The sequence below is a fragment of the Pseudomonas sp. H1_G08 genome (genome assembly GCF_054681355.1).
Genome location: NZ_CP162822.1, coordinates 1145365 through 1168457 on the forward strand (window position 1 = coordinate 1145365; position 23093 = coordinate 1168457).

Annotated in this window: 18 protein-coding genes; 5 read left to right on the forward strand and 13 right to left on the reverse strand. The window is 61.6% G+C overall.

The genetic code is table 11. The features are described 5' to 3' along the window. Nucleotides 1-7 precede the first annotated feature (7 nt). From AB4N85_RS05210 to AB4N85_RS05255, 10 genes are read right to left on the reverse strand one after another with little or no spacing between them, the layout of a single operon-like run. Nucleotides 8-1144, reverse strand: coding sequence for a glycosyltransferase family 2 protein (locus tag AB4N85_RS05210; RefSeq protein WP_150635726.1), 1137 nt, complete (start codon nt 1142-1144; stop codon nt 8-10). Then, entirely contained in the window at nt 1137-2105 is a 969-nt protein-coding gene (locus AB4N85_RS05215) for a glycosyltransferase family 2 protein (RefSeq protein ID WP_315435660.1), read from the reverse strand. Before AB4N85_RS05215 ends, AB4N85_RS05210 begins: the two co-directional genes overlap by 8 nt. Beyond that, complete coding sequence (locus tag AB4N85_RS05220) at nt 2102-3472, reverse strand: O-antigen ligase family protein (protein ID WP_460067240.1); 1371 nt, start codon at nt 3470-3472, stop codon at nt 2102-2104. The genes AB4N85_RS05215 and AB4N85_RS05220 overlap by 4 nt, the downstream gene beginning before the upstream one ends. Further along, entirely contained in the window at nt 3469-4551 is a 1083-nt protein-coding gene (locus AB4N85_RS05225) for a glycosyltransferase family 4 protein (RefSeq protein WP_460067243.1), read from the reverse strand. The genes AB4N85_RS05220 and AB4N85_RS05225 overlap by 4 nt, the downstream gene beginning before the upstream one ends. Nucleotides 4552-4556: 5 nt before the next feature. Next, entirely contained in the window at nt 4557-6149 is a 1593-nt protein-coding gene (locus tag AB4N85_RS05230; protein ID WP_460067245.1) for a GumC family protein, read from the reverse strand. Between the two features lie 16 nt (nt 6150-6165). After that, nucleotides 6166-7188, reverse strand: coding sequence for a polysaccharide biosynthesis/export family protein (locus AB4N85_RS05235; protein ID WP_095179536.1), 1023 nt, complete (start codon nt 7186-7188; stop codon nt 6166-6168). Between the two features lie 21 nt (nt 7189-7209). Further along, a complete protein-coding gene (locus AB4N85_RS05240; RefSeq protein ID WP_024012451.1) occupies nt 7210-7857 on the reverse strand; it encodes a CpsD/CapB family tyrosine-protein kinase in 648 nt (215 codons plus the stop codon). Further along, a complete protein-coding gene (locus AB4N85_RS05245; protein WP_041478600.1) occupies nt 7857-8603 on the reverse strand; it encodes a sugar transferase in 747 nt (248 codons plus the stop codon). The genes AB4N85_RS05240 and AB4N85_RS05245 overlap by 1 nt, the downstream gene beginning before the upstream one ends. A 14-nt stretch (nt 8604-8617) precedes the next feature. Beyond that, a complete protein-coding gene (locus tag AB4N85_RS05250; protein WP_041478601.1) occupies nt 8618-9652 on the reverse strand; it encodes an NAD-dependent epimerase in 1035 nt (344 codons plus the stop codon). Beyond that, nucleotides 9649-11001, reverse strand: a complete 1353-nt coding sequence (locus tag AB4N85_RS05255; protein WP_056784540.1) for a UDP-glucose dehydrogenase family protein — start codon at nt 10999-11001, stop codon at nt 9649-9651. Before AB4N85_RS05255 ends, AB4N85_RS05250 begins: the two co-directional genes overlap by 4 nt. A 389-nt stretch (nt 11002-11390) precedes the next feature. On the opposite strand from AB4N85_RS05255, the gene AB4N85_RS05260 reads away from it, so the two are divergent. After that, nucleotides 11391-13088 carry a sulfatase-like hydrolase/transferase gene (locus AB4N85_RS05260; RefSeq protein ID WP_460067250.1) on the forward strand — a complete coding sequence of 566 codons (1698 nt, stop codon included), beginning with the start codon at nt 11391-11393 and terminating at the stop codon, nt 13086-13088. 140 nt (nt 13089-13228) lie between these two features. Here AB4N85_RS05260 and AB4N85_RS05265 read toward each other — a convergent pair whose 3' ends face one another. After that, entirely contained in the window at nt 13229-14248 is a 1020-nt protein-coding gene (locus AB4N85_RS05265; RefSeq protein WP_460067253.1) for an AraC family transcriptional regulator, read from the reverse strand. After that, entirely contained in the window at nt 14245-15189 is a 945-nt protein-coding gene (locus AB4N85_RS05270; protein WP_460067256.1) for a LysR family transcriptional regulator, read from the reverse strand. Before AB4N85_RS05270 ends, AB4N85_RS05265 begins: the two co-directional genes overlap by 4 nt. Nucleotides 15190-15285: 96 nt before the next feature. Here AB4N85_RS05270 and AB4N85_RS05275 point away from each other — a divergent pair, with 96 nt between their 5' ends. Next, nucleotides 15286-16134 (forward strand): helix-turn-helix domain-containing protein, encoded by an 849-nt coding sequence (locus tag AB4N85_RS05275; RefSeq protein WP_252869173.1) that lies wholly within the window; start codon nt 15286-15288, stop codon nt 16132-16134. A 12-nt stretch (nt 16135-16146) separates the two neighbouring features. Here the strand turns inward: AB4N85_RS05275 and AB4N85_RS05280 are convergent, their stop codons facing one another. Continuing rightward, complete coding sequence (locus AB4N85_RS05280; protein ID WP_460067258.1) at nt 16147-18120, reverse strand: alkyl/aryl-sulfatase; 1974 nt, start codon at nt 18118-18120, stop codon at nt 16147-16149. 139 nt (nt 18121-18259) lie between these two features. Between AB4N85_RS05280 and AB4N85_RS05285 the strand changes: the two genes are divergently transcribed. From AB4N85_RS05285 to AB4N85_RS05295, 3 genes are read left to right on the forward strand one after another with little or no spacing between them, the layout of a single operon-like run. After that, nucleotides 18260-18913 carry an ABC transporter ATP-binding protein gene (locus AB4N85_RS05285; protein ID WP_016774109.1) on the forward strand — a complete coding sequence of 218 codons (654 nt, stop codon included), beginning with the start codon at nt 18260-18262 and terminating at the stop codon, nt 18911-18913. Then, entirely contained in the window at nt 18913-21381 is a 2469-nt protein-coding gene (locus tag AB4N85_RS05290; RefSeq protein WP_460067260.1) for an ABC transporter permease, read from the forward strand. Before AB4N85_RS05285 ends, AB4N85_RS05290 begins: the two co-directional genes overlap by 1 nt. Next, nucleotides 21371-22438: a lipocalin-like domain-containing protein gene (locus tag AB4N85_RS05295; protein WP_423662823.1), complete on the forward strand. Its 1068-nt coding sequence runs from the start codon at nt 21371-21373 to the stop codon at nt 22436-22438. Before AB4N85_RS05290 ends, AB4N85_RS05295 begins: the two co-directional genes overlap by 11 nt. The last annotated feature ends 655 nt before the right edge of the window (nt 22439-23093 follow it).

A 23093-nucleotide genomic window follows, 5' to 3' on the forward strand; every position in this document is an offset into this window, starting at 1 on the left:
GGTCCTCTTAACGGTTCTGTTCCGGATTCCACTGGGCATACCGCTGACCGCGCAGGAACTGCCACAGGCCGAGACTCATCCCGGCGAGGGTGACCAGCAGAAACGCGGCGAGGCGGAACGGTTTCGGCAAGCGGTGTTGCGCATCCAGCAGCCCGGCAATTGCCACGCTGTAGCCGAACAGTTGCGCGATCAGGCTCAGGCGATAGAAAGCGTGCTCGTCCCACAGCCAGCAATTGCTCAGCAGCAATGGCAGCAGGAGTACCGGCGCCAGGCGGCGGATCAATTTGTGGCTGATCAACGCCAGGGAATACAGGCCATGCTTGAGCGGATTGAGCAGTTCGCGGCGCTGGGCCAGGCTTTGCAGGCCGCCGACGGTGACGCGCTGACGGCGGCGAAACTGTTTGTCCGCCTCGTCGACGCCATGGTCGATCACTTGCGCTTCGGGCACGTAGACGATGCGCTTGCCGGCTACCGGCGCGCAGGTGCTGATAAAGAAGTCGTCGTTGACCTCGGCCGGTACGTTCTGGAACAGCTCGCGGCGCAGGGCGAGCAGGGCGCCGTCGGCCGAGACCATGCAACCGGTGCGGTTCTCGACCCGGCGCAACCAGCCTTCGTAATGCCGATAGAGGCTGTCGCCGACACTCAGACCGCCACCGGTGACCGGGATCACCATGTGCCCGGCGCAAGCGCCGACCTGTGGATCGCTCAGCGGCGCGAGCAAGTGACCGAGGGTGTCGCGTGACCATTGGTTGTCGGCATCGGTGAACACCAGAATGTCGCCGCTGCTCAGGGCCGCGCCGGCATTCAGCGTGGCGGCTTTGCCCTGACGCGGCAGGTCAAGCACGGTGATGCGCGGATCAATCACTTTGTGCGCGCAGGCCACGGTGTCATCGGTAGAGCCGTCGCTGGCGAGAATGATCTGCAGCGTTGCCGGTTGATAATCCTGGGCCAGCAGCGTGCGCAACTTGTGCTCGATATGCCGCGCCTCGTTGTGCGCGGCGATGACGATGCTGACGTTCAGCGGCGGCGCCGGCGTGTGTCGCCACGCTGGAAACAGCGGCGCGAGGATCGTCAGCAACAGCGGGTAGCCGACGTAGGCGTAGACCGGCAGCAACAGGCACATCCAGAAAATGAACTCAGCCACGGGCAGGCCTCCTTGCGTTCCATTGACACAGACTCAAAATGAACGCCGCGCCGGCCAGGTGCAGGCGCAGCCAGTGCAGGCCCCACAGTTGCAGGAGCAGAACCGGATCGCGGTGCTTGATGCTCTGGCGAACGCTCAGGACCAGACCGGGGATCACGGTCAGGGTGACCATCACCGCCGCGTGATGGGGAAAGCCGTCTAGCAGTGCGGAAATCGCCAGGAAATCGAGGATCCACACCAACAACGACAATATTGGAAAGCGCAGCAGGCGCAGGCTCATGCCATGGGTGCGCAGCAGTTGCAGGTGGCTGCCCTGACGCCACATTTCCTTGCCCATCCATTCGCGCCAGTTCATCTCGTAACCCCAGTGCAGCGCGACCTTGTCATTGACCGACAGCAGACGCGCGCCCTGTTCGTGCAGGCGCAGGGTGAATTCCTTGTCTTCGCCAGTGCGCAGGGCCTCGTTGAAACCGCCGACCTTGTCGAACCATTCGCGACGCATCAGCAGGTTGGAACTGGGCAGCCAGTCAACGCTATGACTGACCCGGTGCGACGGCTGCGAAGTGCGCCGCTGCCAGGCCGTGGCGAACCATGGCGCCTCGGCCGGCGTATGCAGATCCAGGCCGAACACATCGGCTTGGCCACTGGCTTGGATGTCGAACAAGGGCTGTAACCAGGTTTCAGGCATTTCCACGTCGGCGTCGATGAAGGCCAGCCATTCCCCGCTGGCGATCGCCGTGCCGCGATTACGCAGCGCGCCGATCAACAGCCCCGGCAAGCTCAGCACGGTTGCGCCGAACTGCCGGGCAATCTGCGGACCCTGGTCGGTCGAGCCGTTGTCGACCACGATCAGCTCGCACTCGACATTGGCCGCGTGTGCGGCTTTCTGCGCGGCGAGCAGGGTACGGCCAATGTGCCGCGCCTCGTTGTACATCGGGATGACGATGCTGATCCGCTTCATGCCTGCGTCTCCGGGGTCAGTGGCGCCTGCTCGGCCTTGATGCGCAGGACGCTGGTCAGCGCCAGCATGATCCACACGTATTTCTGGTTCGGCGCGCTGAGGAACATCAGGAACAGGGTCAGCGACAGAAAGCTCACCCCCATGTGGGTCATCATGTCCGCCCGATGTCCATCACCGCGCAGCATCCACGCCGCCCGCGCGCGAATCAGGTTGTACAGACCGAGCCCGAGCATGCCGACGAAGAACAGCCCGGCGGGCACGCCCAGTTCGCTGAAGATTTCCAGATAGGTGTTGTGGGCGCGGCGGTACAGATCGCCGATCTTGCGGTTGGCGGAAAACGCCTTGGCGTAACCGGTGGTCGCGTAATGCAACGGGAAGGTCCCGGGACCGGAGCCGAGCACCGGATGTTCGCGGATCATCTGGCCGCCGACGACGATGTAGGAAGCACGGCGGCCGAGGGATTCGTCCTGCGCCTTGGAGCCGGCGCTGAGGATGCTCAATGACTGGATCCGCGCCATGTAACCGGCCGGCATGGCGTAGATCGCCAGCGGAATCACGATGGCCGCACCGAGCATGACGAAACCCAGGTGCCGTGGGCGGATGTGGGTCAGTTGCGCGCGGTAGTGCCAGATGCCGATGAGCAGGCTCAACGCCAATACCACCAGCCCGGAACGCGATTCGGTCTTGGTCATGCCACCGAGCAACAGCAGGCAGCAGGTGCCCCAGAACAAGCGGTGCAGCAGGTTCGGGCTGCGGATCACCAGCAGCAGACCCAGAGGAATGGCGAAGGCGATGAGCATAGCGAAGGCGTTGGGGTCTTCGAGCAGGCCGGCGGCGCGGCCCTGATCCTGAAACTTCGCCGAGAACATCGCCATGGCGCAGGTCGCGGTGACGGCGAGGGTCACCAGCCGGGCGAACAGGTCGAGGTTCAGTTCGCGGCCGATCAACAAGGTAATGACAAACAGCACCAGACCAACGCTGAGTTCGCGCAGATGCCCCAGCGACATGCCCATGTCATCGGTATTGAGCAGGCTGAGAAAATACAGAACCATGAAGCCGATCAGGCAGTGCCACAGGTTGCTGCGCAGGCGTTGCGACGGAATCTGGTGCAGCGCCAGTTGCAGCATCACGATTACCGCCAGGGAGGCGCCGAGCAACTTGCTTCCCGACACTGAACTGTCTTTGAAGAACCCTTCGAACGGCACCAGCGCGGCAATGCCGAGCAGGCCCCAGGTCGGCTTGCGGTACAGGACGGTGAAACCGACCAGGCCAATCACCGCCCCCGGCGCCAGATACGGCCAAGGACTGGCCAGCAGACCGAAGCTGACCAGGGCGAACAGACTGACGATCGAGAGCGGGAAAATCATGAGCGTGTCTCCCGTGCCGTGTGGATGTACAGCTGCGACCAGCGTTCGGCCAAAGCCTTGAGGTCGTAGCGTTCCTGTTGGGTGCGTCTGGCGTTTTCACGCAACTGCGCGGCCAGCTTCGGTTCGGCCAGCAGTGTGTCGAGCTGGCGGGCGAGGGCGGCGGTATCCGTCGGCGCCGCGAGCAGGCCGTTGTGACGGTCCTGCAGGACATCGGGAATACCGCCGACCGCGAACGCCACCACCGGCACGCCGGCCTGCATCGCTTCGAGCAGAATCATTGGCGTGCCCTCGGTGCGCGAGCTGATCACCAACGCATCGAGTTGCTGCCACCAGCCTTGCATCGCCGTCTGGTAGCCCGGCAGGCGAATCCGCTGCTGCAACCCGGCAGCATCGATGCGCGCCTGCAAGGCCTCGCGTTCCGGGCCGTCACCGAGCATCACCGCGTCCAGTTGCGCATGCTGGTGACACAACGCGATCAGCGCATCGAGGAACAGGTCCGGGCCTTTTTCACTGCTCAACCGCCCGACGTAACCGGCCAGCCAGCGTTGCCGCTCTGCCAGCGGCGGCGTCGCTGGCGCCGCTGGCAAACCGTTGGGAATCACCTGCAACTTCTCCGCGCGCACGCTGGCCTTCAGATGCAGCGTGGCGATGCTTTGCGCCACGCAAACCACCCGTTTTACCGATGCCGTGCGGCACAGTTGCAGGCTCAGCCAGGTGTAGAACTTCTGCTTGCGACTGCGCGGCGTGAACCCGTGCTGGGTGATCACCAGCGGCAGGCGCAACAGCGTGGCGCCGACCCAGCCGAACAACAGCCCTTTGAAGTTGTGAGTGTTGAGCAACGGTTTGTCGCCACGGCGCTGACGCAAGTGCCGCAACAGCTCGCCCGGCCCTGAACAAGCGCGAGCGTCCACCCCAGCCTCGCGAAAGCGCGAGATCAGCTCAGGCGGTGCGTCGAGGAACAGCACCTGATGCTGCCCCGGCGTGGCCAGGCAATGATCCAGCAACATCCGCTCGGCCCCGTAGAAGCCGCCGCTGCTGAGCAAATGAATGATCGGCAGGGCGACGATTGGGGTGGACATCGCGTTCAATTGCGCACCCAGTGAACCAGGCTCGGCATGGTCCAGTTCTTGTGCGGATTGCCCGGCTGCGACGTTTCTTCGTTGAGCACCAACAGCACCGGCAGGCCCAGCTCATGGCTGATTTGCGCCGGATGCTTGAAGCGGTGATCGAAGAACTCACGCACGTAGACGAACGCGATTGCCAGCAGCAGACCGGTGAACAGCCCGAACGGGATGATCAGCAGCGGTTTCGGGAACGCTGCCTCGGTCGGTTCGAACGGCGGGCTGAGTACCCGGGCGTTGGACAGGTCATCGTTGAGCGAGCGCGTGGTGCTGCTTTCGGCAAAACGCTGGGCATAGGTCGAGAACGCTGCGTGCAGCGCATCGATCTCGGTGTCCATCTGGCGCAGTTTGCTCTGGGTCTGCTGCAGGTCGCGGATGCGGTTCTTGAACTCGGCGATGCGCGCGGTTTTCTGCTCGATCACCTGCTTGACCACGGCCAGATCGGCGGTGCGTTCCTGGATGCGGTTGCTCACCACTTTGAGAAACTGCTGACGGGTGCGGGCGATCTGCTCGCGGGTCAACAGCATCGGTTCGCTGCCGGGCTGGAACACCGCCAGATCGTTCATGTAACGGCTGACCTGGCTGGTCAGTTGCTCGCCCATCTGTTTGATTTCCCGGTCCTCGAACGCCACGTTGTCGACGGTGGTGGTGAAGGTGTAGGGGAAGGTGTAGTCGTTGAGCTTGCTACTGCTGGCGGCGGCGAGCGCGGTTTTCAGATATTCGAGCCAGCGTTGGCTTTGCAGCAGGCGGTCCTGATACAGGTTCAGCGCCTGTTCTTCAGTGTTGATGGCGTTGAGGCGGAAGGTGATTTCCTCCTTCGGATCCGCTGCGCCGACATTTTCCAGCAGTGCTTGACGATTACCTTCCAGGCCATCGAGACGCACTTGATACTGGTGCTTTTTGGTCTCGTAGAACGACTGCGGCAAGTCGATCGATTGCAGGGCCTGACGGCTGACCAGATAGTTCTGCAGCAGGGCGCTGACAAACGTCGTGCCTTGCTGCGGATCTGGGAAGCTGTAGGTGATCGAGATCACGTTGGAACCGGGCAGGGTTTCGATTTTCAGGCTGTCGACGGCTTGCTGGGTCAGGGCGTCGAGGGTGGTGTCACGTACCGGATCGGTTTCCATCCCGAGCCCGTAGCGAAGCGGATTGATCACGTACTCGCGCAGCGGCGTCGAGACGTAGCGCTTGAATGGTTCGCCGAGCAACTTGGCGAACACCCCGGGTGGCGGGCTGTATTCACCGTTGTCGCGCAGTTCGCTGATGGTCTGACGGATCAGTGCTGGCGAGCGGAGGATGTTGCTCTCGGTTTCCATGTCCGCCAGCGACGGCGGAATGAAGGTGGCGTTGTCCACCGTGAGCGACGTGGTGGCGTCGCCCTGAGAGAGTTTTTTCGACTGCACGATGACCTGCGCGGTGATATCGAAGCTCTGTTTGAGCAGCAACGGCAGGAGCAGGGCGATGACTGCAAAGGTCAGGAAGACGCGCTTCACCAACTGCTTGTTGGCGAAGAAAATCCTGAAGAACTCATGCAGGTAGTTTTCCTTGGGGTTCATGTCGGTCACCTGTGAGTTAGTTGTCACTGTCTTTGTTGTCGACGCGGTAGCCGAAGCTGAACCCGACGCCCTGGAACAGCACCACATCAGCCAGTTGGCGGGCGAGTTCGCCGGCGCTGGCCAGTTTGGTTTTTGGCACGTAGAGCATGTCGTCCGGTTGCAGGTAGGCGATTTGCGGGGCGTCGCCGGACAGCGCTTTTTCGACGTCGTAGCGCACGGCTTTCACCTGATTGCCGTTGCGCCGCATGATCACCACCGAATCCAGCCGCGCCTTGACGTTGGTACCGCGCGCCAGGGTCAGCGCCTCGAGCACCGACACCGGCCGGCGGATCGGATACGAGCCCGGTTGTGCGACCTCGCCGAGCACGTAGATCTCGTTGCCTGCGGTGGACTTGAGCAGCACGTCCACGGTCATGCGGCCCGGCAGTTGCGCGTACTTTTTGTTGAGGAACGATTCCAGTTGATTGACGGTCATGCCTTGCAGCGGCACGGCGCCGATTTCCGGAAAACTCGCGTAGCCGTCAGTGCCGACGGTGATCTCCCGGCTCATACCGGTGGCCGGGTGGTTCAGCGCACTTTTAAGGTTCTGCTCGTTGCTCAAGGGGCTGATGATCTGCACGGTAAGCTGATTGCGGTTGGGCTGGAACAGCTGTTTGCGCTGATACACGCGCTGGATTTCCTGGCGCGCTTCTTCGCTGGTCAGCCCGGCGATTTTCACCGAGGTGTTGGCGCCCGGCAGTTCGATGGTGCCGTCGGGCAGCACCAGTTGATTGCCGTTGAGCTGGCTGGCGGCGGTGAAATTCAGGCCGATCTGGTCGCCCGATTGCACGCGGTAGGCGTCCGAACCGCTGGTGCTGATATGGAAGATCACGTCCAGCACATCCTGCGGGCGCAGGGTCTGCTCGATCTTCGGCATATCGGTCGCCTGGGCGTTGGCCGGGGAGGCGGTGAGAATATTCACCGGCATGTTCTGGGTGTCGGAAGTGCTGGAGCAGCCCGCAAGCGGCAGCAACAGCAGGACAAGCATTCTGGCGTTCATGGCGTCATCCTTTGCGTTCGCTTACAGGTTTTTGTAAAGCCATTTGGGCATGTAGTACTTGCGCCGGTTGAACACGCTGCCGACCACTTTCGCCCCGGCCTGAGTCAGGCGTTGCACAGCGGCCTGGGCGACTTCCCAGCGGGTGTCTTCGGCGCGCACGACAAACACCACGCCGTCGACCTGAGTACTGATGACCAGGGTGTCGGCGGCGGAATACACCGCGTCGCCGTCGATCACCACAAAGCGGTACTGGCTGCCCAACTGGTCGAGCAATGGGCTCAGGCGCTCGGCGGTCAGGTGTTCCAGCGTGCGGATCGGCCGGCCGTTGGGCAGCACATGGAAGGGCAGGCTCGAGACCTGCACCACGCAGTCCTGCAACAGCGGCGGGTTGCCCGGATTGAACAGCAGGTCGCGCAGGCCGCGCTCCTTGCCGAGGTTCATCTGCTGGGTGAGGTTGTTCGCCGACTGGCTGGCATCGACCAGCAGCACCTGGCCGCTGCTCATCTGCGCCAGCTGACTGGCCAGTGCCAGAGCGCTGGTAGTGGTGCCGGCGCCGGGGTTGGCGGCGGTCAGGAACAGAATGCGCAGATCGAGATCCAGCACGGTCGAAGTCAGATTCGATTCGCTGGGGCTGGCGATGCTCAGGCTTTTATTGGTTGAACCGTCCATTAGCTTGCTCCGTGGCCGCTGAATACTTTGAAGGGGGTTTTCAACAGAATCTTCAGATCAAGCAGAAGGCTCTGCTCGGCGATGTAGCTGAGGTCCAACTCAACGCGCTGGTCGAAGTCGATGTTGCTGCGTCCGGAGATCTGCCACAGACCGGTCATGCCGGGGTAGATCGCCAGACGCGCGAGGTGATTGTCCTTGTAGCGGTAGGCGTTGAACGAGGTCGGACGAGGGCCGACCAGGCGCATGTCGCCGGTCACTACGTTGATCAGATTGGGCAGCTCGTCGAGGCTGGTGCGCCGCAGAAAACTGCCGATGCCGGTGACGCGCGGGTCCTTGTCGATCTTGAAGTCGATGGCGTCGGCCCCGTGTTTGTTCAGGTGGCGCAGCGACTCTTTGAGGTCTTCGGCGTTGCTGACCATGGTGCGGAACTTGAACATGCCGAACTTGCGCCCGCGATAACCGGTGCGTTTCTGCACGAACAGCACCGGCCCCGGGCTGGTGAGCTTGATGGCCAGGGCCAGGCCCAGCAGCACTGGCGAGATCAGCACGAGAATCGTCAGCGCGCCGAGGCAGGCGACCACCCGGTTGGTCCGCGACAGCTGCCATGGGCGGCCGCCATCGCGGCCGCTGAGCCAGCCGCGACCCTGACGGTGAATCGCCGCATCGAGGCGCATGCGATGTTCCGGGTCGACGCGCTTGTCAGGGCGCATCTGTGCAATCGACACACTTCTTTCATGTCCAGTCATGGCGTCCTCCGCATTCAATCAGCCGCAAGCGGCGCACGGGCAGTGGGGTAGTAGTCGCGGAACCAGGCGATGAAGCGGCCCAGTCCTTCATCCAGTTCTATCCGGGGCTGGAATCCGGTGGCCTGGGCCAGATCGCTGGCCTCGGCGCAGGTGTTGAGCACGTCGCCCGGTTGCAGCGGCAGCAGCTCGACAATGGCTTGCCGATCGAGATGTTTTTCCATCAGCGCGAGGTAGGTTTTCAGTGCAACCGGCTGCTGCCCGCCAATGTTGAACAGACGCCACGGCGCCATGCTGCTGGCCGGGTCGGGCTGCTCGCGATCCCACTGCGGATTGGCTTGCGGTGGCTGATCGATGAGGCGTGCGATGCTTTCGATGATGTCGTCGATGTAGGTGAAATCGCGCTGGTGCTCGCCGTAATTGAACAGCTTCAGCGGCTCGCCCTCGCTGATCGCCCGGGCGAACTGGATCGGCGACATGTCCGGCCGACCCCAAGGCCCGTACACGGTGAAAAAGCGCAGGCCGGTGCAGGGAATGCCGAACAGATGGCTGTAGCTGTGCGCCATCAGTTCATTGGCTTTCTTGGTCGCGGCGTACAGCGACAGCGGATGGTTGACGCCATCCTTGACCGAGTAAGGCGTGTGTTGATTGGCGCCGTACACCGAACTCGACGAGGCGTAGATCAGGTGTTCGACCGGGTGGTGGCGGCAGCTCTCGAGAATGTTCAGGAAACCGTTGAGGTTGCTGTCCAGATACGCCCGTGGATTGTCCAGCGAATAACGCACCCCGGCCTGCGCAGCCAGATGGATCACCACTTGTGGCTGCTCGCGGGCAAACAGCGCATCGATCGCCGAAGCGTGGGCCAGATCCACCGTGGCCAGCGGAAAATCGCCGACCTGCTCGCGCACCCACTGCACGCGGTCGTGCTTGAGCTGCGGGTCGTAGTAGTGGTTGAAATTGTCCAGGCCGACCACCGAATGCCCGTCGCGCAGCAAGCGCAGGACGCAATGGGCACCAATGAAACCGGCGGCACCGGTCACCAGAATCTTCATGGCCGCAGCCCTTCAGGGGCGATGTGGCGCAGGCCGATGCCGCTGTAATGCAGGCCGGCGGCGGCAACCTGTTCTGGGTTGTACAGGTTGCGCCCGTCAATGATCACTTTCGAACGCAGCTTCTCGGCGAGCAGCTCGAAATCGACCACGCGGAAGTTTTTCCACTCGGTGCAGATCACCAGCGCGTCGGCGTCTTCGAGAGTGTCGTCGCGGGTCGCGCACAGGTGCAGGTCGTTGCGATAACCGTAGATGCGCCGGCACTCGGACATGGCTTCCGGATCATAAGCCTGCACGCTGGCGCCTTCGGCCCACAACGCGTCCATCAGGTAACGGCTGGGGGCTTCGCGCATGTCGTCGGTGTTCGGTTTGAACGCCAGGCCCCAGACGGCGATGGATTTGCCGGCCAGGCCTTGCGGAAACTGCGCGCGCAATTTGCTGAACAGGATGTGCCGTTGGCTGTCATTGACGTCGGTGACGCTGCGCAGCAGTTTCAGCGGCATGCCGTTGTGTTCGGCGGTGTGCAGCAAGGCCCGCAGATCCTTGGGAAAGCACGAGCCACCGAAGCCGCAGCCCGGATAGATGAAGTGATAGCCGATGCGCGGGTCGGAGCCGATGCCTTTGCGCACCGCTTCGATGTCGGCGCCGAGCAGCTCGGTGAGATTGGCCAGTTCGTTCATGAAACTGATGCGGGTGGCGAGCATCGCGTTGGCCGCGTATTTGGTCAGCTCGGCGCTGCGGTTGTCCATGAACATCAGTTTTTCGTGGTTGCGGCAGAACGGCGCGTACAGCTCGCTCATCTGCTCGCGGGCAGCGTCGTCGCGGGTGCCGATGATGATCCGGTCCGGGCGCATGCAGTCGGCGAGGGCACTGCCTTCCTTGAGAAATTCCGGGTTGGAAACCACACGCACCTGCAGCTCGGTTTTTCCGCGCTGCAGCAATTCGCTGGTGGCCGTGGCCAGAACCTGATCGGCAGTCCCGACCGGCACTGTGGATTTGATGATCAGCGTGCGATCGGCCTCCATCAGGCCGGCGATCTGCCGGGCGACGTTGAGTACATGGCTGAGGTCGGCTGAGCCGTCTTCGTCCGCCGGGGTGCCGACGGCGATGAAAATCAGCTCGGCGTGAGTCACCGCATCACTGGCCTGGGTGCTGAACAACAAGCGCCCGGCCTTGATGTTTTCTTCAAGTGTTGCGGACAGGCCTGGTTCACTGATGGGCGGTACCGCTTGTTGCAGTTGTTTGATCTTGTTGGGATCAATATCAATGCATAAAACCCGATGACCGACATCGGCAAGTGCAGCGGCTTGTATAAGTCCGACATAGCCAGTGCCAAATACGCTCACGTCCATCTGCGCACCTCAATAAAACCAGAAAAGTTAACTACGGAATGAGATTGTTAAAGGGGTATAGCGCAGGGTTTGAAAAGCGTGTCAGCAAAATGACATGTTGCACGGGTATAACACTTGAGGCGTTTTTGGCGATTGGCCATCAAGTCATTGCTGCGATTGAATTTGTTCTTTCTTTGCAGATTTGTTCAGATTCAATTTAACCGACAGACGGTCTAAGTCCCCGAAATTAAAGGCTTTCATCCCCGCCGGTGTGTCAGATTTGAGTCACCGTTTTTTTGACGCTTTACCCGGCTATCAGTCATTTCTTGCGCTTTGATGGCCGGGTGCTAGTGTCAGGTTCTGACCGACAAAGCTTTGACAACCTCCCATTTCGGACGGCCGGTATCGCCATGTTCAAATACGCCAAGGAACTGCTTTTAGTTGCCTACTTATTGCTCTTTTCCGACTACTATCTGGACCGGTTAAATGCTATCGGGTGGGGTTTTAATGTACTTGTTTTTGGCGCGATGTTTTTGGCGCTTACTTTCGCGTTATATCTAACTGCCTATATACGTCAGGCTCTTGTTCGACATGCGTTCGCATTAACGCTGTTTGTTGCGGCGGTTTTTTTCGATGTCTATACCCGGGTCACGGCGGATTACCTGAGGTACAGCGATTTTGTCTCGCTGGTGTACTCCGGCGGCTTCATTCAGGAAGCGGCCTATCAGTACCGCGACGCGATCCTGCGCGCGCTGCTCAGTGGCTTGCTGCTGTTGTTCGGCATCGGGCTCAAGCCGCGTCATGCGCTGTTCATACCCAACACGTTGCGGGTAGCGGCTCCGGTCATCGGCGTGTTCATGCTCAGCGCTTTGCTTTTTTTACGTGCGGGTGAGGGCGCGCGCGGTCTGCCGATCATGTACACGCCGCTGGCCTACCTCAACCTGTTTGCCTACGAAGCGTTGCATGACACCGTCGGCCCGCGTGAATCGGTGACGCTTGCGCGCGCCACGCCTGCCGTCGGCCACGATATCGTGCTGATCATCGACGAAAGCATTTCCGGCAATTACCTCGACATCAACGCGCCGTTCGGCGTGCACAGCAACCTCAAGCAAGCGCCGGCCGGGGTCGATGTCTTCAACTTCGGTTATGCCGCGTCCATTGCCAACTGCAGCGCCGACACCAACGTCACCTTGCGCTACGGCGGCACACGCGCCGATTACAGGCGCATCAACAGCACGTTGCCGTCGATCTGGCAGTACGCGAAGAAGGCCGGGCTCGGCACGGTCTACATCGACGCCCAACGCACGGCCGGCAACCTGCAGAACCTGATGACCGCCGCCGAGAAAAACGACATCGACAGTTTCGTGCAATTCGACCAGACCAGCGTGCGCGACCGCGATATGGCGGCAGCGGCGAAGCTGATCGAATTGCTCAATGACGATCGCCCCGAGCTGATCGTGATCAATAAGGTCGGCGCGCATTTTCCGGTGCATGACAAATACCCGGACGCGTTCATGGCCTACCGGCCGACGCTGCCGCGCGGGCAGTTCACCGAAGTCGCCGACACTGGCGAACGCCCCGGTTTCAATGGCCAGCCGGATGACTGGGTGCTGTATCGCAACGCCTACAAGAACACGCTGTTGTGGAACGTCGGCGAGTTCTTCGCCCGGGTGTTTGCCCAGGCCAATCTGGACAATGCGCTGCTGATCTACACCTCCGATCATGGCCAGGATCTGCATGAGCGCGGCAACCCGGGCTTGAATACCCACTGCGGCGGCGACCCGGTGGAAGAGGAGGGGCTGGTGCCGCTGGTGGTGATTCAGGGCCGTGGATTGCAGGCGCCGGACTGGGCGGCGAATCTGCCGGCAAACAAGGACCGCTCCAGCCACTACAACATCTTCCCGACACTGTTGCAGGTGATGGGCTACGACTTGGGCGCAATCGAAGCGGTATATGGCAAACCGCTGAGCGTGCCGACGGCGGATGAGTTCACTTTCAACTACCGCTTCAATGCGCGCTTGGGGGCCAAGCCTGAGTGGAAGCATATCGATCTGGGCAGCATTGTTACGCCTGAGCGGGCGCCGGCGAGTGTGGCTTCGGGGCAGTGAGTTTTGGGTTGCTCGGGCGGGCCTCTTCGCTGGCAAGCCAGCTCCCACAGGGTTCGAGGTTGTTCACAAATCCTGTGTCAGCACTGGCCTCTGTGGGAGCTGGCTTGCCAGCGATGGGGCCAGCACTGACACCAGCCAATTCAAAGCTTCAGCCACCGCGCCCGATACTCCCCGGGCGCGCACCCCAGCCAGCGCGCGAAAGCCCGGTTGAATCCCTGCACATCGCTGTAACCCAACCGATCCGCCACTTCGACCAGTTCCAGCGCCCCGGACTGCAACAGGTCCTCGGCACGATAGCGCCGATGCTCATCAAGCAGTTCGCTGAAAGTCCAGCCCAACGCCTTCAAGCGCCTTGCCGCCGTGCGCTCAAGCACATGCTGTGTAGCACAGAACTGCTGCCAATCCGCTGAAGCCAGATCTTCGATCAGATAATCGCTGAGCTGTCCGAGCAAGGTCGATTCACTGAGACGACGGGTCTGTTCCAGCAGATCGACAAGCGTTGTTTCCAATGCCGGATTGCCCGGTGTCAACGGCATCACGAACAGCTGAGGATCCAGATAAATCGCCGCGCATGACTGCTCTGCGCTCACCGGGGCGCGCAATGCCGATTGATGCTGCTCGCGGCTTGCCGATGCCAATGCCACACCTAGCACCGGATCACGATTCACGCCGCTGGCGAGCAATTTGCGCCGCACCAGGCTGCACAGGCTGACAAGGATGTAATCGGTCAGCGCCGCCGGAGCACCAAGACTGCCGTCGTCGACCAGACGCAGTGTTACGCCGTCATCTTCACGCAGGATTTGCACACGGAAATGTCCGTTGAAAAACGCAAAGTACTCGGCGAAAAACGCACAGGCACGTTCCAGCGACACGGCGACATCGAACAGATAGGTCAGCCCGTTGGTGGCCGTCGAAACGAAACGTTCACCCGCCGCCAGACCGATCAGTGGATCCCCGCTCTGTTCCACGGCAAACGCCCAGAAGCGCCGTGACATCAGCAGCGGCATGCGCGTGAACGGCGTGCGCAGATCGAACAGGCTGCGGCGCAGCTGCGCTTCGATTGCGCCTTGGGTAACGCCGCGCGCGAGCAATTCTTCAATGGCCGGCAGCAGGGTCGGCGCGTAAAAAACGTTGACGGGCTGCGGATGGATTTTGCTCATGTTGTGCGCGCGTCTCCCGTAGCTCCGTTAGCCGCCAGCAAACGCTGATCGACGCTGAGGATCGCCTCGATCATCGCCCGCGCTGCTGGCGTCAGGGTAAAACCGGCGCGGCTGACGATGCCATAACCCAGTTGCAGCGCCGGCTCGTCATGGGGGACGTCGACAAAGTCGAGCAGCTCGATCAGGCCTCGATCAAGTTGTTCACGCAAGGCCTCAAGCGTGGCGAGCCCCACCGCGTCTGAACGCAGCACTACGCGCTGGATCGCGTCAAATTGTGCGCACTCGACGCTCGGGGTGAAGTCCTGCTCACCGAGGATATCGGCGAGCACCTTGCGGATCATCGGAGGAATGCGCGTGCCGACGATCGGGTAATCGAGCAGGGCGCGCAAGCGCAGGTCTCGTTGCGCGAGGAGCGGATGGCCGGCGCGACAGAAAAACCGTCCCGGCCGCGTGCGCAGCAGGTACACCTGATACTGCGGATCGCTGACAAAGTGCCGCGCATCGGCGACGAAAAACTCGATCTGCTGCTCGCGCAACCACAGCGACAATTGCTGCCAGTCGCCCTGATGAAAGCGCGTACGAATTGCCGGATGCGCCTGAATGAAATCGGCCAGCGCTTCCGGCACCAGCACCTGCGCCGGATACGGGCCGCAACCGAATTGCAGTTCGCCGCCGGTGAGGCCGTTGTATTGCGTCAATTCGTTGTGCAGCGCCTGACTGCCAGCGAGCAGGCGCCGCGCATGTTGCAGCACCAGTTGGCCTTGCCCGGTCAGGCGAAACTCACGGCTGCTGCGCTCGACCAGCTCGCAGTCAAGGTCACGCTCCAGAGTCTGGATGCTGCGGCTGAACGCCGGTTGGCTGAGGTTGATCGCCTCGGCGGCGCGACCGAAGTTGCGGTAATCAGCGAGGGCGACCAAGTGGCGAAGCTGGCGAAGATCCATCATGCGTCTCCTGCATTTTGCGAATACTTTTAATGCATTGGATCGATAGCACGTCCGCTGGCATAAGTACACGCCTGTTCTTCGATGGCCGCCTTCATGTCTCAGCCTCTGTTCGCCTCCAGCGCCTTCACCCGCACGATTCTCGCGCATGCTCGCCAGTCCGGGCTGTGCCCGCAACGCTTGATGACGCGCGTCGGGATCTGCCCGTCTGTGCTTGCCAGACAGCATCAATTGATCGCCGCACAAGCGGTTGAACGGTTGTGGCGTGAGTGTGAATGGGCCGGGGTAGCGCCGACGTTTGGCTGCGAACTGTCCGACGGGATGGCGACCGATTGCCTGCAAGGACTGAATATTCTGCTCGACTCGGCCGCGACCCTGCGGGCCAGTCTGAAGTGCTTCATCGACTGCTTGCCAAGGGTGATCAATTACATTGCGGTGGAATTGGTCGAGGCAGGCGACGTGGCTCGTTTGCGCCTGCATTCGCTGCGGGGGCAGCTCCATCATTTCGCTCTGGATGCGGCGGCGATAACGCTGGTGCGCAACATTGCCCGTCGACTCGGCGGGGCGCCTGGAGATTTGTTTGTGAGTGTCAGCCTGCGCCCCGCGCAAATGGCCGGTGGCTGGCTGCGTGGAGTGGGTATCGCGGTGGAGCAGGGCGAGCATCTGTGCCTGACCTTGCCGCGCTCCAGGCTCGATCAGGCCTTGCTGGGCGCCAACCCGTTTCTGCACCAGAGCATGCTGCGCCACTGGCACGCTGCAACTTGCGCGCCCGCGCGTGAGGACAATCTGACGATGGCGCGGCACTGGCTGACGGCGGGCGATCAACCGATCGAGCGGATCGCTGAGCGGCTGGGTTATCGCCAGCCGAGCAACTTTATCCGCGCGTTTCGCAAACAGTTCGGGATTACGCCGAAGCAGTTCCGGTTGAATCCCGGTCAGGCATGAGGGGCGTTTGGCCTAAGGCGTGACGATATTGAACTGCGGCCCGAACGTATCCAGGCTGCCCATCAATAATCCGAATTTCTGACCATTGCCCTGCAACTTCACCAGCCCTTTTTGCATCGCCGTCGGGAAGTCCAATTGCTTCAGGCTGATCTTCTCCAGCGTATCGCGGCTCAGGCTGACGCTCGCATCCGCCGCCGGATTCAAGCCGGCGCGGTGAGTCAGCACGCCGTTGCGCAGGGTCAGGGTGAAATCCTTTTGCACATCGTCGAACGTCCAGTTCAGCGTCAGGTCATGGGCCACGGCTTTGTCGCTGTCCAGGCGTACCGCGAGGTAATCGAAGAACATTTCCGGACTCATCGCCCGGACCATGTCCACCGATACGGTATTGGCAGACTGCGGTGGTACGCCGTTGCGCAGTTCCATCGCACCGGTCAGGTACATGTTGCGCCAGGTGGCGTTCTCGCTTTGATAACCCAACTGCTCCAGCGTCTCGGCTTGAGCGTTGCGGGCATCCGCGTTGTCCGGATCGGCGAACAGCAACTGGTTGCCCAACTGCGCGGCCCATCGGTAGTCAGCACTGGCCATCGCACTGCGCATTTTTTCCAGCACCGACGCGGCACCGCCCATGGCCTCGACCGAGCGTTTAGCCGCATCGACCGGCGGCAGCGGGTTGAGGTTGGCCGGGTTGCCGTCGTAGAAACCCATGTAACGCTGATACACCGCGCGCGTATTGAAACTCAGCGAGCCGTAATAGCCACGGGTGTACCACTTCTGATCGAGCGAGCCGGGCAGTTTCTTGATTGCTTCGGCAATTTCCAGCGGCGTCAGGCCCTGGTTGAGCAAGTGCAGGGTGCGGTCGTTGATGAACGCGTACATGTCGCGCTGATCGGCGAGCAAAGTACGAATCCGCTCGCCACCCCAGGTCGGCCAGTTGTGTTGGGCGAACAGCACGTCGGCCTTGTCACCATAGCGCGCCAGGCTGTCATCGAGATATTGCGACCAGGCTTTGGCGTCACGCACCTGCGCACCGCGCGGGGTGAGGATGTTGTGCATCATCTGCGTGGCGTTTTCGGCCATGCACAAGGCTTTCAGCTGCGGTAGATAAAGGTTCATTTCCGCTGGCGCTTCGGTGCCCGGGGTCAGCTGGAATTCGACTTGCAGGCCAGCGATGGTGCGGGTTTCCAACGGCTCGGCAATCAGATCGGTAGGCGCGATCAGTGTGACCGTGCCACCGCTGGGGGCGCTCTTGCCGAGGCCAGCGTCGACCTGGCCGTTTTCACTGCGCGGCAATAGGCTGCCGAACTGGTACTGCGCGCGGCGGCTCATGGCGTTGCCGGCCATGACGTTCTCGCTCATCACGTGTTCCATGAAGCCGACCGGCGCGTAGACCTTGACCTTGCCGGACTTGACATCGGCCTCGTCGATCACCCCGCGCACGCCGCCGAAATGATCGACATGAGTGTGGCTGTAGATCACCGCGACGACCGGTTTGCGTGGGCGATTGGCGTAGTACAGATCCAGCGCCGTCCTGGCGGTTTCGGCCATGGTCAGCGGATCGATGATGATCAGCCCGTCGTCACCTTCGATGATGGTCATGTTGGCCAGGTCGAGACCGCGTACCTGATACAGCTTGGGGCTGACCTCGAACAGACCGGCGTGGGCATTGAGCTGTGCCAGTCGCCACAGGCTCGGATTGACCGATTCCGGCGCCTTGTCTTTGGCGAGGAAATCATAGGCATTGACGTTCCAGATGACTTTGCCGGCGGCATCCTTGATCTGGCCCTTGAACGGTGCGATCAAGCCTTTGCTGACGGATTCGAAATCGGTGCGGTCGCTGAAAGGCAGGGTTTGCAGCACGGCAGCGTTGCTTGCAGCGGTTTGCATGCTCGGCGCCACCGGACCGTCAGCAGCGAGCAACGGCTGGCTCAGGCAAGTGGTGATCAGGCAGGTCAGCAGGCCACGCGGGCTCAGGATGAAACGGGGCATGGGTGTCTCCGGTTTTTTTATCGTTATGGCCGAACAGCCAGCAGCTTAGGGCGCGGCGCTGGGTTGACGATGATCATCAGCGGACAAAAACCATTCAGGGCCGCTATCCTAGGCCCAGGTTCACTGATCGGGTTTGCCCATGCTTGAGGTTCGCGACGTTTTCAAAAGCTATGCCACGCCACAGGGATTGTTGCCGGTGCTGCAAGGCGTCGACCTGACGCTGGAGGCCGGTGGCAGCCTGGCGCTGATGGGCGAATCGGGCAGTGGCAAAAGCACGCTGCTGCATCTGGTGGCGGGGCTGGACAAGGTCGACAGCGGCAGCATCCGCAGCGGTGAACATCGTCTGGAAGCCATGAGCGAAGCGCAACTGGCCAACTGGCGACGTACGGAAATCGGTCTGGTGTTTCAGCAGTTCAACCTGATCGGCAGTCTGCGCGTGGAAGACAATCTGGCCTTTCAGGCGCGCCTGGCCGGGCGCCATGAGCCGCGCTGGCAAGCGCATCTGGTGCAGCGTCTGGGTCTGGGCGATCTGCTCTCGCGGTATCCCGAGCAACTCTCCGGCGGTCAGCAGCAACGAGTCGCTTTGGGCCGGGCATTGGCTTCGCAGCCGAAATTGCTGTTGGCCGATGAACCCACCGGCAGCCTCGATGAAGCGACCAGCGATGAAGTGCTGCGGCTGTTGCTGGAATTGCTCGATGACACGCCGACGACCCTGCTGATGGTCACCCACAGTCAGCGCGTCGCGGCGCGATTGGCCCAGCGTGTGGTGTTGTCGAACGGGCGGGTCGCCTGATGATCTGGCGGCAAACCCTGCGCGCGCTGCTCAGCCACTGGCGGCGCCATCCCGTGCAGTTTTTCAGCGTGCTGACCGGGTTGTGGCTGGCCACCAGTCTGCTCACTGGCGTCGAGGCGCTGAACAGTCAGGCACGTGACAGCTACGCGCGGGCCAGCCAGATGATCGGCGGCGAACCACAGGCCAGCCTGAGCACGCCGAATGGGGCGCTGTTTCCACAGCGCTGGTTTATCGAATTGCGCCGTCAGGGCTGGCCAGTGTCACCGGTGTTGCAGGGCCGGCTGACGCTCAAGGGCCAGGAAGATCAACGCATTCAAGTGATGGGGATCGAGCCGGTGTCGCTGCCGTCGGATTCGGCAGTAGCCGGGCAGGCGATGCCGATCGAGCGCATCGTCGAATTTTTCAGCCCGCCGGGCAGCACCTGGATTTCCCCGGACACGATGCAAATGCTCGGCTTGCGCGAAGGCGATACACCGCAAACCGTGAACGGCCAGACCCTGCCGCCGCTGCTCGCGCGGAAGGACATGGCGCCGGGCCTGTTACTGGTCGACATCGGCGCAGCGCAAAGACTGCTCGACCAACCCGAGCAATTGTCGCGATTGCTGCTGCCCAAGGACTTTCATCAGGAATTACCAGCGAGTTTCACCGATCGCTTGCAGCTCAAAAGCAGCGGTGAAGAAAACAATCTCGCGCGGCTGACCGAGAGCTTTCACCTCAATCTCGATGCCCTTGGATTTCTATCGTTTCTAGTCGGCTTGTTTATCGTCCACGCCGCCATCGGCCTCGCTCTGGAACAGCGCCGAGGCTTGCTGCGCACCTTGCGCGCCTGTGGCGTCAGTGCACGAATGCTGATCGCATGTCTGGTGGTTGAACTGGGTGTGCTGGCGCTGATCGGCGGATTGTTCGGTGTGATCAGCGGCTATTGGCTGGCCAGCGTGCTGCTGCCGGACGTCGCCGCCAGCCTGCGCGGTCTGTATGGCGCGGAAGTGGCGGGGCAGTTGCGTTTGAGTCCCTGGTGGTGGTTCAGCGGCATAGGGCTGAGCCTGCTCGGCGCGTTGCTGGCCGGGGCCAACAGTCTGCTGCGGGCGGCGCGTCTGCCGTTGCTGGCGGTGGCCGATCCGCAGGCGTGGCATCAACAGTATTCGCGCTGGTTGCGCCGACAGGGTTGGCTGGCGACAGCGCTGCTGACAATTGCGCTGGCGGCGCTGATCTGGGGCGACAGCCTGAGCAGCGGTTTCGTGCTCATGGCCGGGCTGTTGCTCGGTGCCGCGCTGGCCTTGCCGGTGTTGCTCAGCGCGTTGTTGAACCCGTTGCTCGGGCGCAGTCGGTCGGTGCTCGGCCAGTGGTTTCTCGCCGACTGCCGCCAGCAACTGCCAGCCCTGAGTCTGGCGCTGATGGCGCTGCTGTTGGCGCTCGCCGCCAACATCGGCGCCGGCAGCATGACCGCCGGTTTTCGCCAGACCTTCAACGACTGGCTCGAACAACGCCTGAGCGCCGAGTTGTACGTCAACCCGGCCAACCCGGCGCAGGCCCGCGAGATGCACAGTTGGCTCAAGCAGCAGCGCAACGTGACCGCTGTGCTGCCCAACTGGCAGGTTTCGGTGACGCTGCAAGGCTGGCCGGCCGATGTCTACGGCATCATCGACCACTCGTACTATCGCCAGCATTGGCCGTTGCTCGACAGCAGTGGCAGCGATCCGTGGGGCAAACTGGCCACGGACGATGCGGTGATGCTCAGCGAACAACTGGCGCGACGCCTGAAAGTGAAGCCGGGCGAGCATCTGAACATTCCCACGCCGAACGGCACATGGTCGCCGCGCATCGTCGGCATCTACGCCGACTACGGCAATCCGAAGGGGCACGTGCTGATCAGCAGTGAGCACCTGCTGCGCGGATGGCCGCAACTCACGCCGAACCGCTTCAATCTGCGTATCGACCCAGCGCAGATTCCGGCGCTGCTCAACGCCTTGCAGGCGCGTTTTGCGCTGGATGACAACCGCATCGTCGATCAGGCGCGGCTCAAGGGCTGGTCGGTGCAAGTCTTTGAACGCACATTTGCTGCGACAGCAGCTTTGAACAGCCTGACCCTGGCCGTGGCGGGTGTGGCGCTGTTCATCAGTCTGCTCACTCAGAGCCAGAGTCGCCTCAGTCAGCTCGCACCGCTGTGGGCGCTGGGCGTTACACGCAAACAATTGATGCTGCTCAACCTCGGTCAGACCTGGCTGCTTGCCGTATTGACGTTGCTGTTGGCGCTGCCGTTGGGCATCGCCCTGGCGTGGTGCCTCGATGCGGTGATCAACGTGCAGGCGTTCGGCTGGCGACTGCCGCTGCGGGTGTTCCCGTTGCAGTTGTTGCAACTGATGGGCCTGGCCTTGCTCGCGACTTTACTGGCTTCGGCATGGCCGCTGTATTCGCTGTACCGCACACAACCGGCGGACTTGCTGAGGACATTTGCCCATGAGGACTAAATGGCTCGTGCTGATGATTGCGCTGCTGCTCGCTGGCTGCGATCAGCCTGCACCCGAGGAAAAGGGCTTTGCCGGCATGGGCGATCAGGCGCAATCCTTCACCCCGGTGGTGCCCGGTCGGATATTCAGCTTTCCGGCCGATCATGGCGCGCATGATGGTTTTCGCATTGAGTGGTGGTACGTCACCGCCAACCTCAAGGATCAGCAGGGCAATGATTTCGGCGTGCAATGGACGCTGTTTCGCAGCGCCCTGAAACCCGTCGCCGAGCAGGCCGGTTGGGGCAACCAAACGATCTGGCTGGGCCATGCGGCAGTCACTTCGCGCTCGGTGCATCATGCCGCCGAGCGCTACGCCCGGGGCGGAGTAGGCCAGGCGGGCGTGCGCCTGGCGCCGTTCGAGGCGTGGATCGATGACTGGATGTTTGCCAGTCAGGCGCAGGATCCGTTGAGCGATATGCAACTCAGTGCTCGTGACAAGAATTTCGCTTATCAACTGCGCCTTACCTCCAGCCGCCCGCTGGTGCTGCAGGGCGACCAGGGTTTCAGCCAGAAATCCGAAGAAGGCCAGGCGTCGTATTACTACAGCCAGCCATTTTTCCAGGCCAGCGGCACGCTGCAGATCGACGGCCAGACCTACACCGTCAGCGGCCCGGCGTGGCTCGATCGCGAGTGGAGCAGTCAGCCACTCACCGCCAATCAAACTGGCTGGGACTGGTTCTCGCTGCATCTGGACAGCGGCGAACACGTGATGCTTTATCGCATGCGGCAGAAGACCGGCGCGCCTTATCTGACCGGCACCTGGATCGCCGCTGACGGGCAGATTCAGACGTTGCGCAGCGAGCAGATCAGCCTTGTGCCGCAGGATACGGCCAAGGTTGCTGATCGGCCGATGCCGGTGAAATGGTCGATCCGCATTCCTGACAAGAAACTCGATATCAGCGTTGACGCGATCAACCGCAATGCGTGGATGGATTTGCGTATTCCCTATTGGGAAGGGCCGGTGAAGGTCGATGGCAGCCATCCTGGCCAGGGCTATCTGGAAATGACCGGATATTAACGGTAGGTGCAGTTTCCCTGTGGGAGCGAGCTTGCTCGCGAAGGCTTTTTGTCGAGCGATGATTTGTTCTGCTTGACCGGGTACATATCCGTTGCTGCGGTAACGGCTGCTTAGGGTTTCGCCCTTACGGCGACTTACTTTTTTACAAGCGCCAAAAAAAGTAAGCAAAAAACGCTAGCTCCTACGTTCGGCCCTCGCAGGCTCGGGTTCCTTCGCTGCGGGATCGATCCGGGCGCAGCGGCTACGGTTTGCTTCGCTGCACCTCCTTCCGCTGTGTCTGGCTTCGCCAGACGGTCGCTGCGCTCCCACGCCCGGATCAATCCCTCCACTCAGCCTTCCGACGTCGCCGGTGGATCAAGATCAAGATCAAGAGCAGGCGAGCTGACACTCGGCCTATAGGTGAACGTGGGACTGTAGGAGCTGCCGAAGGCTGCGATCTTTTGCTTTTGCTCTTGCTCTTGCTCTTGCTCTTGTAGGAGTGAGCCTGCTCGCGATAGCTATCTCAAAAACACCGATGAATTACAGCTTAACCCCAATCCCTGTGGGAGCTGGCTTGCCAGCGATGGCGTCAGCAAGGTCACCACTAATCAAACCGCTCGGAACTCTCCCTTCGCCAATACGCTCTACCCAGAAACCCGCCATTTTCGGACTCACC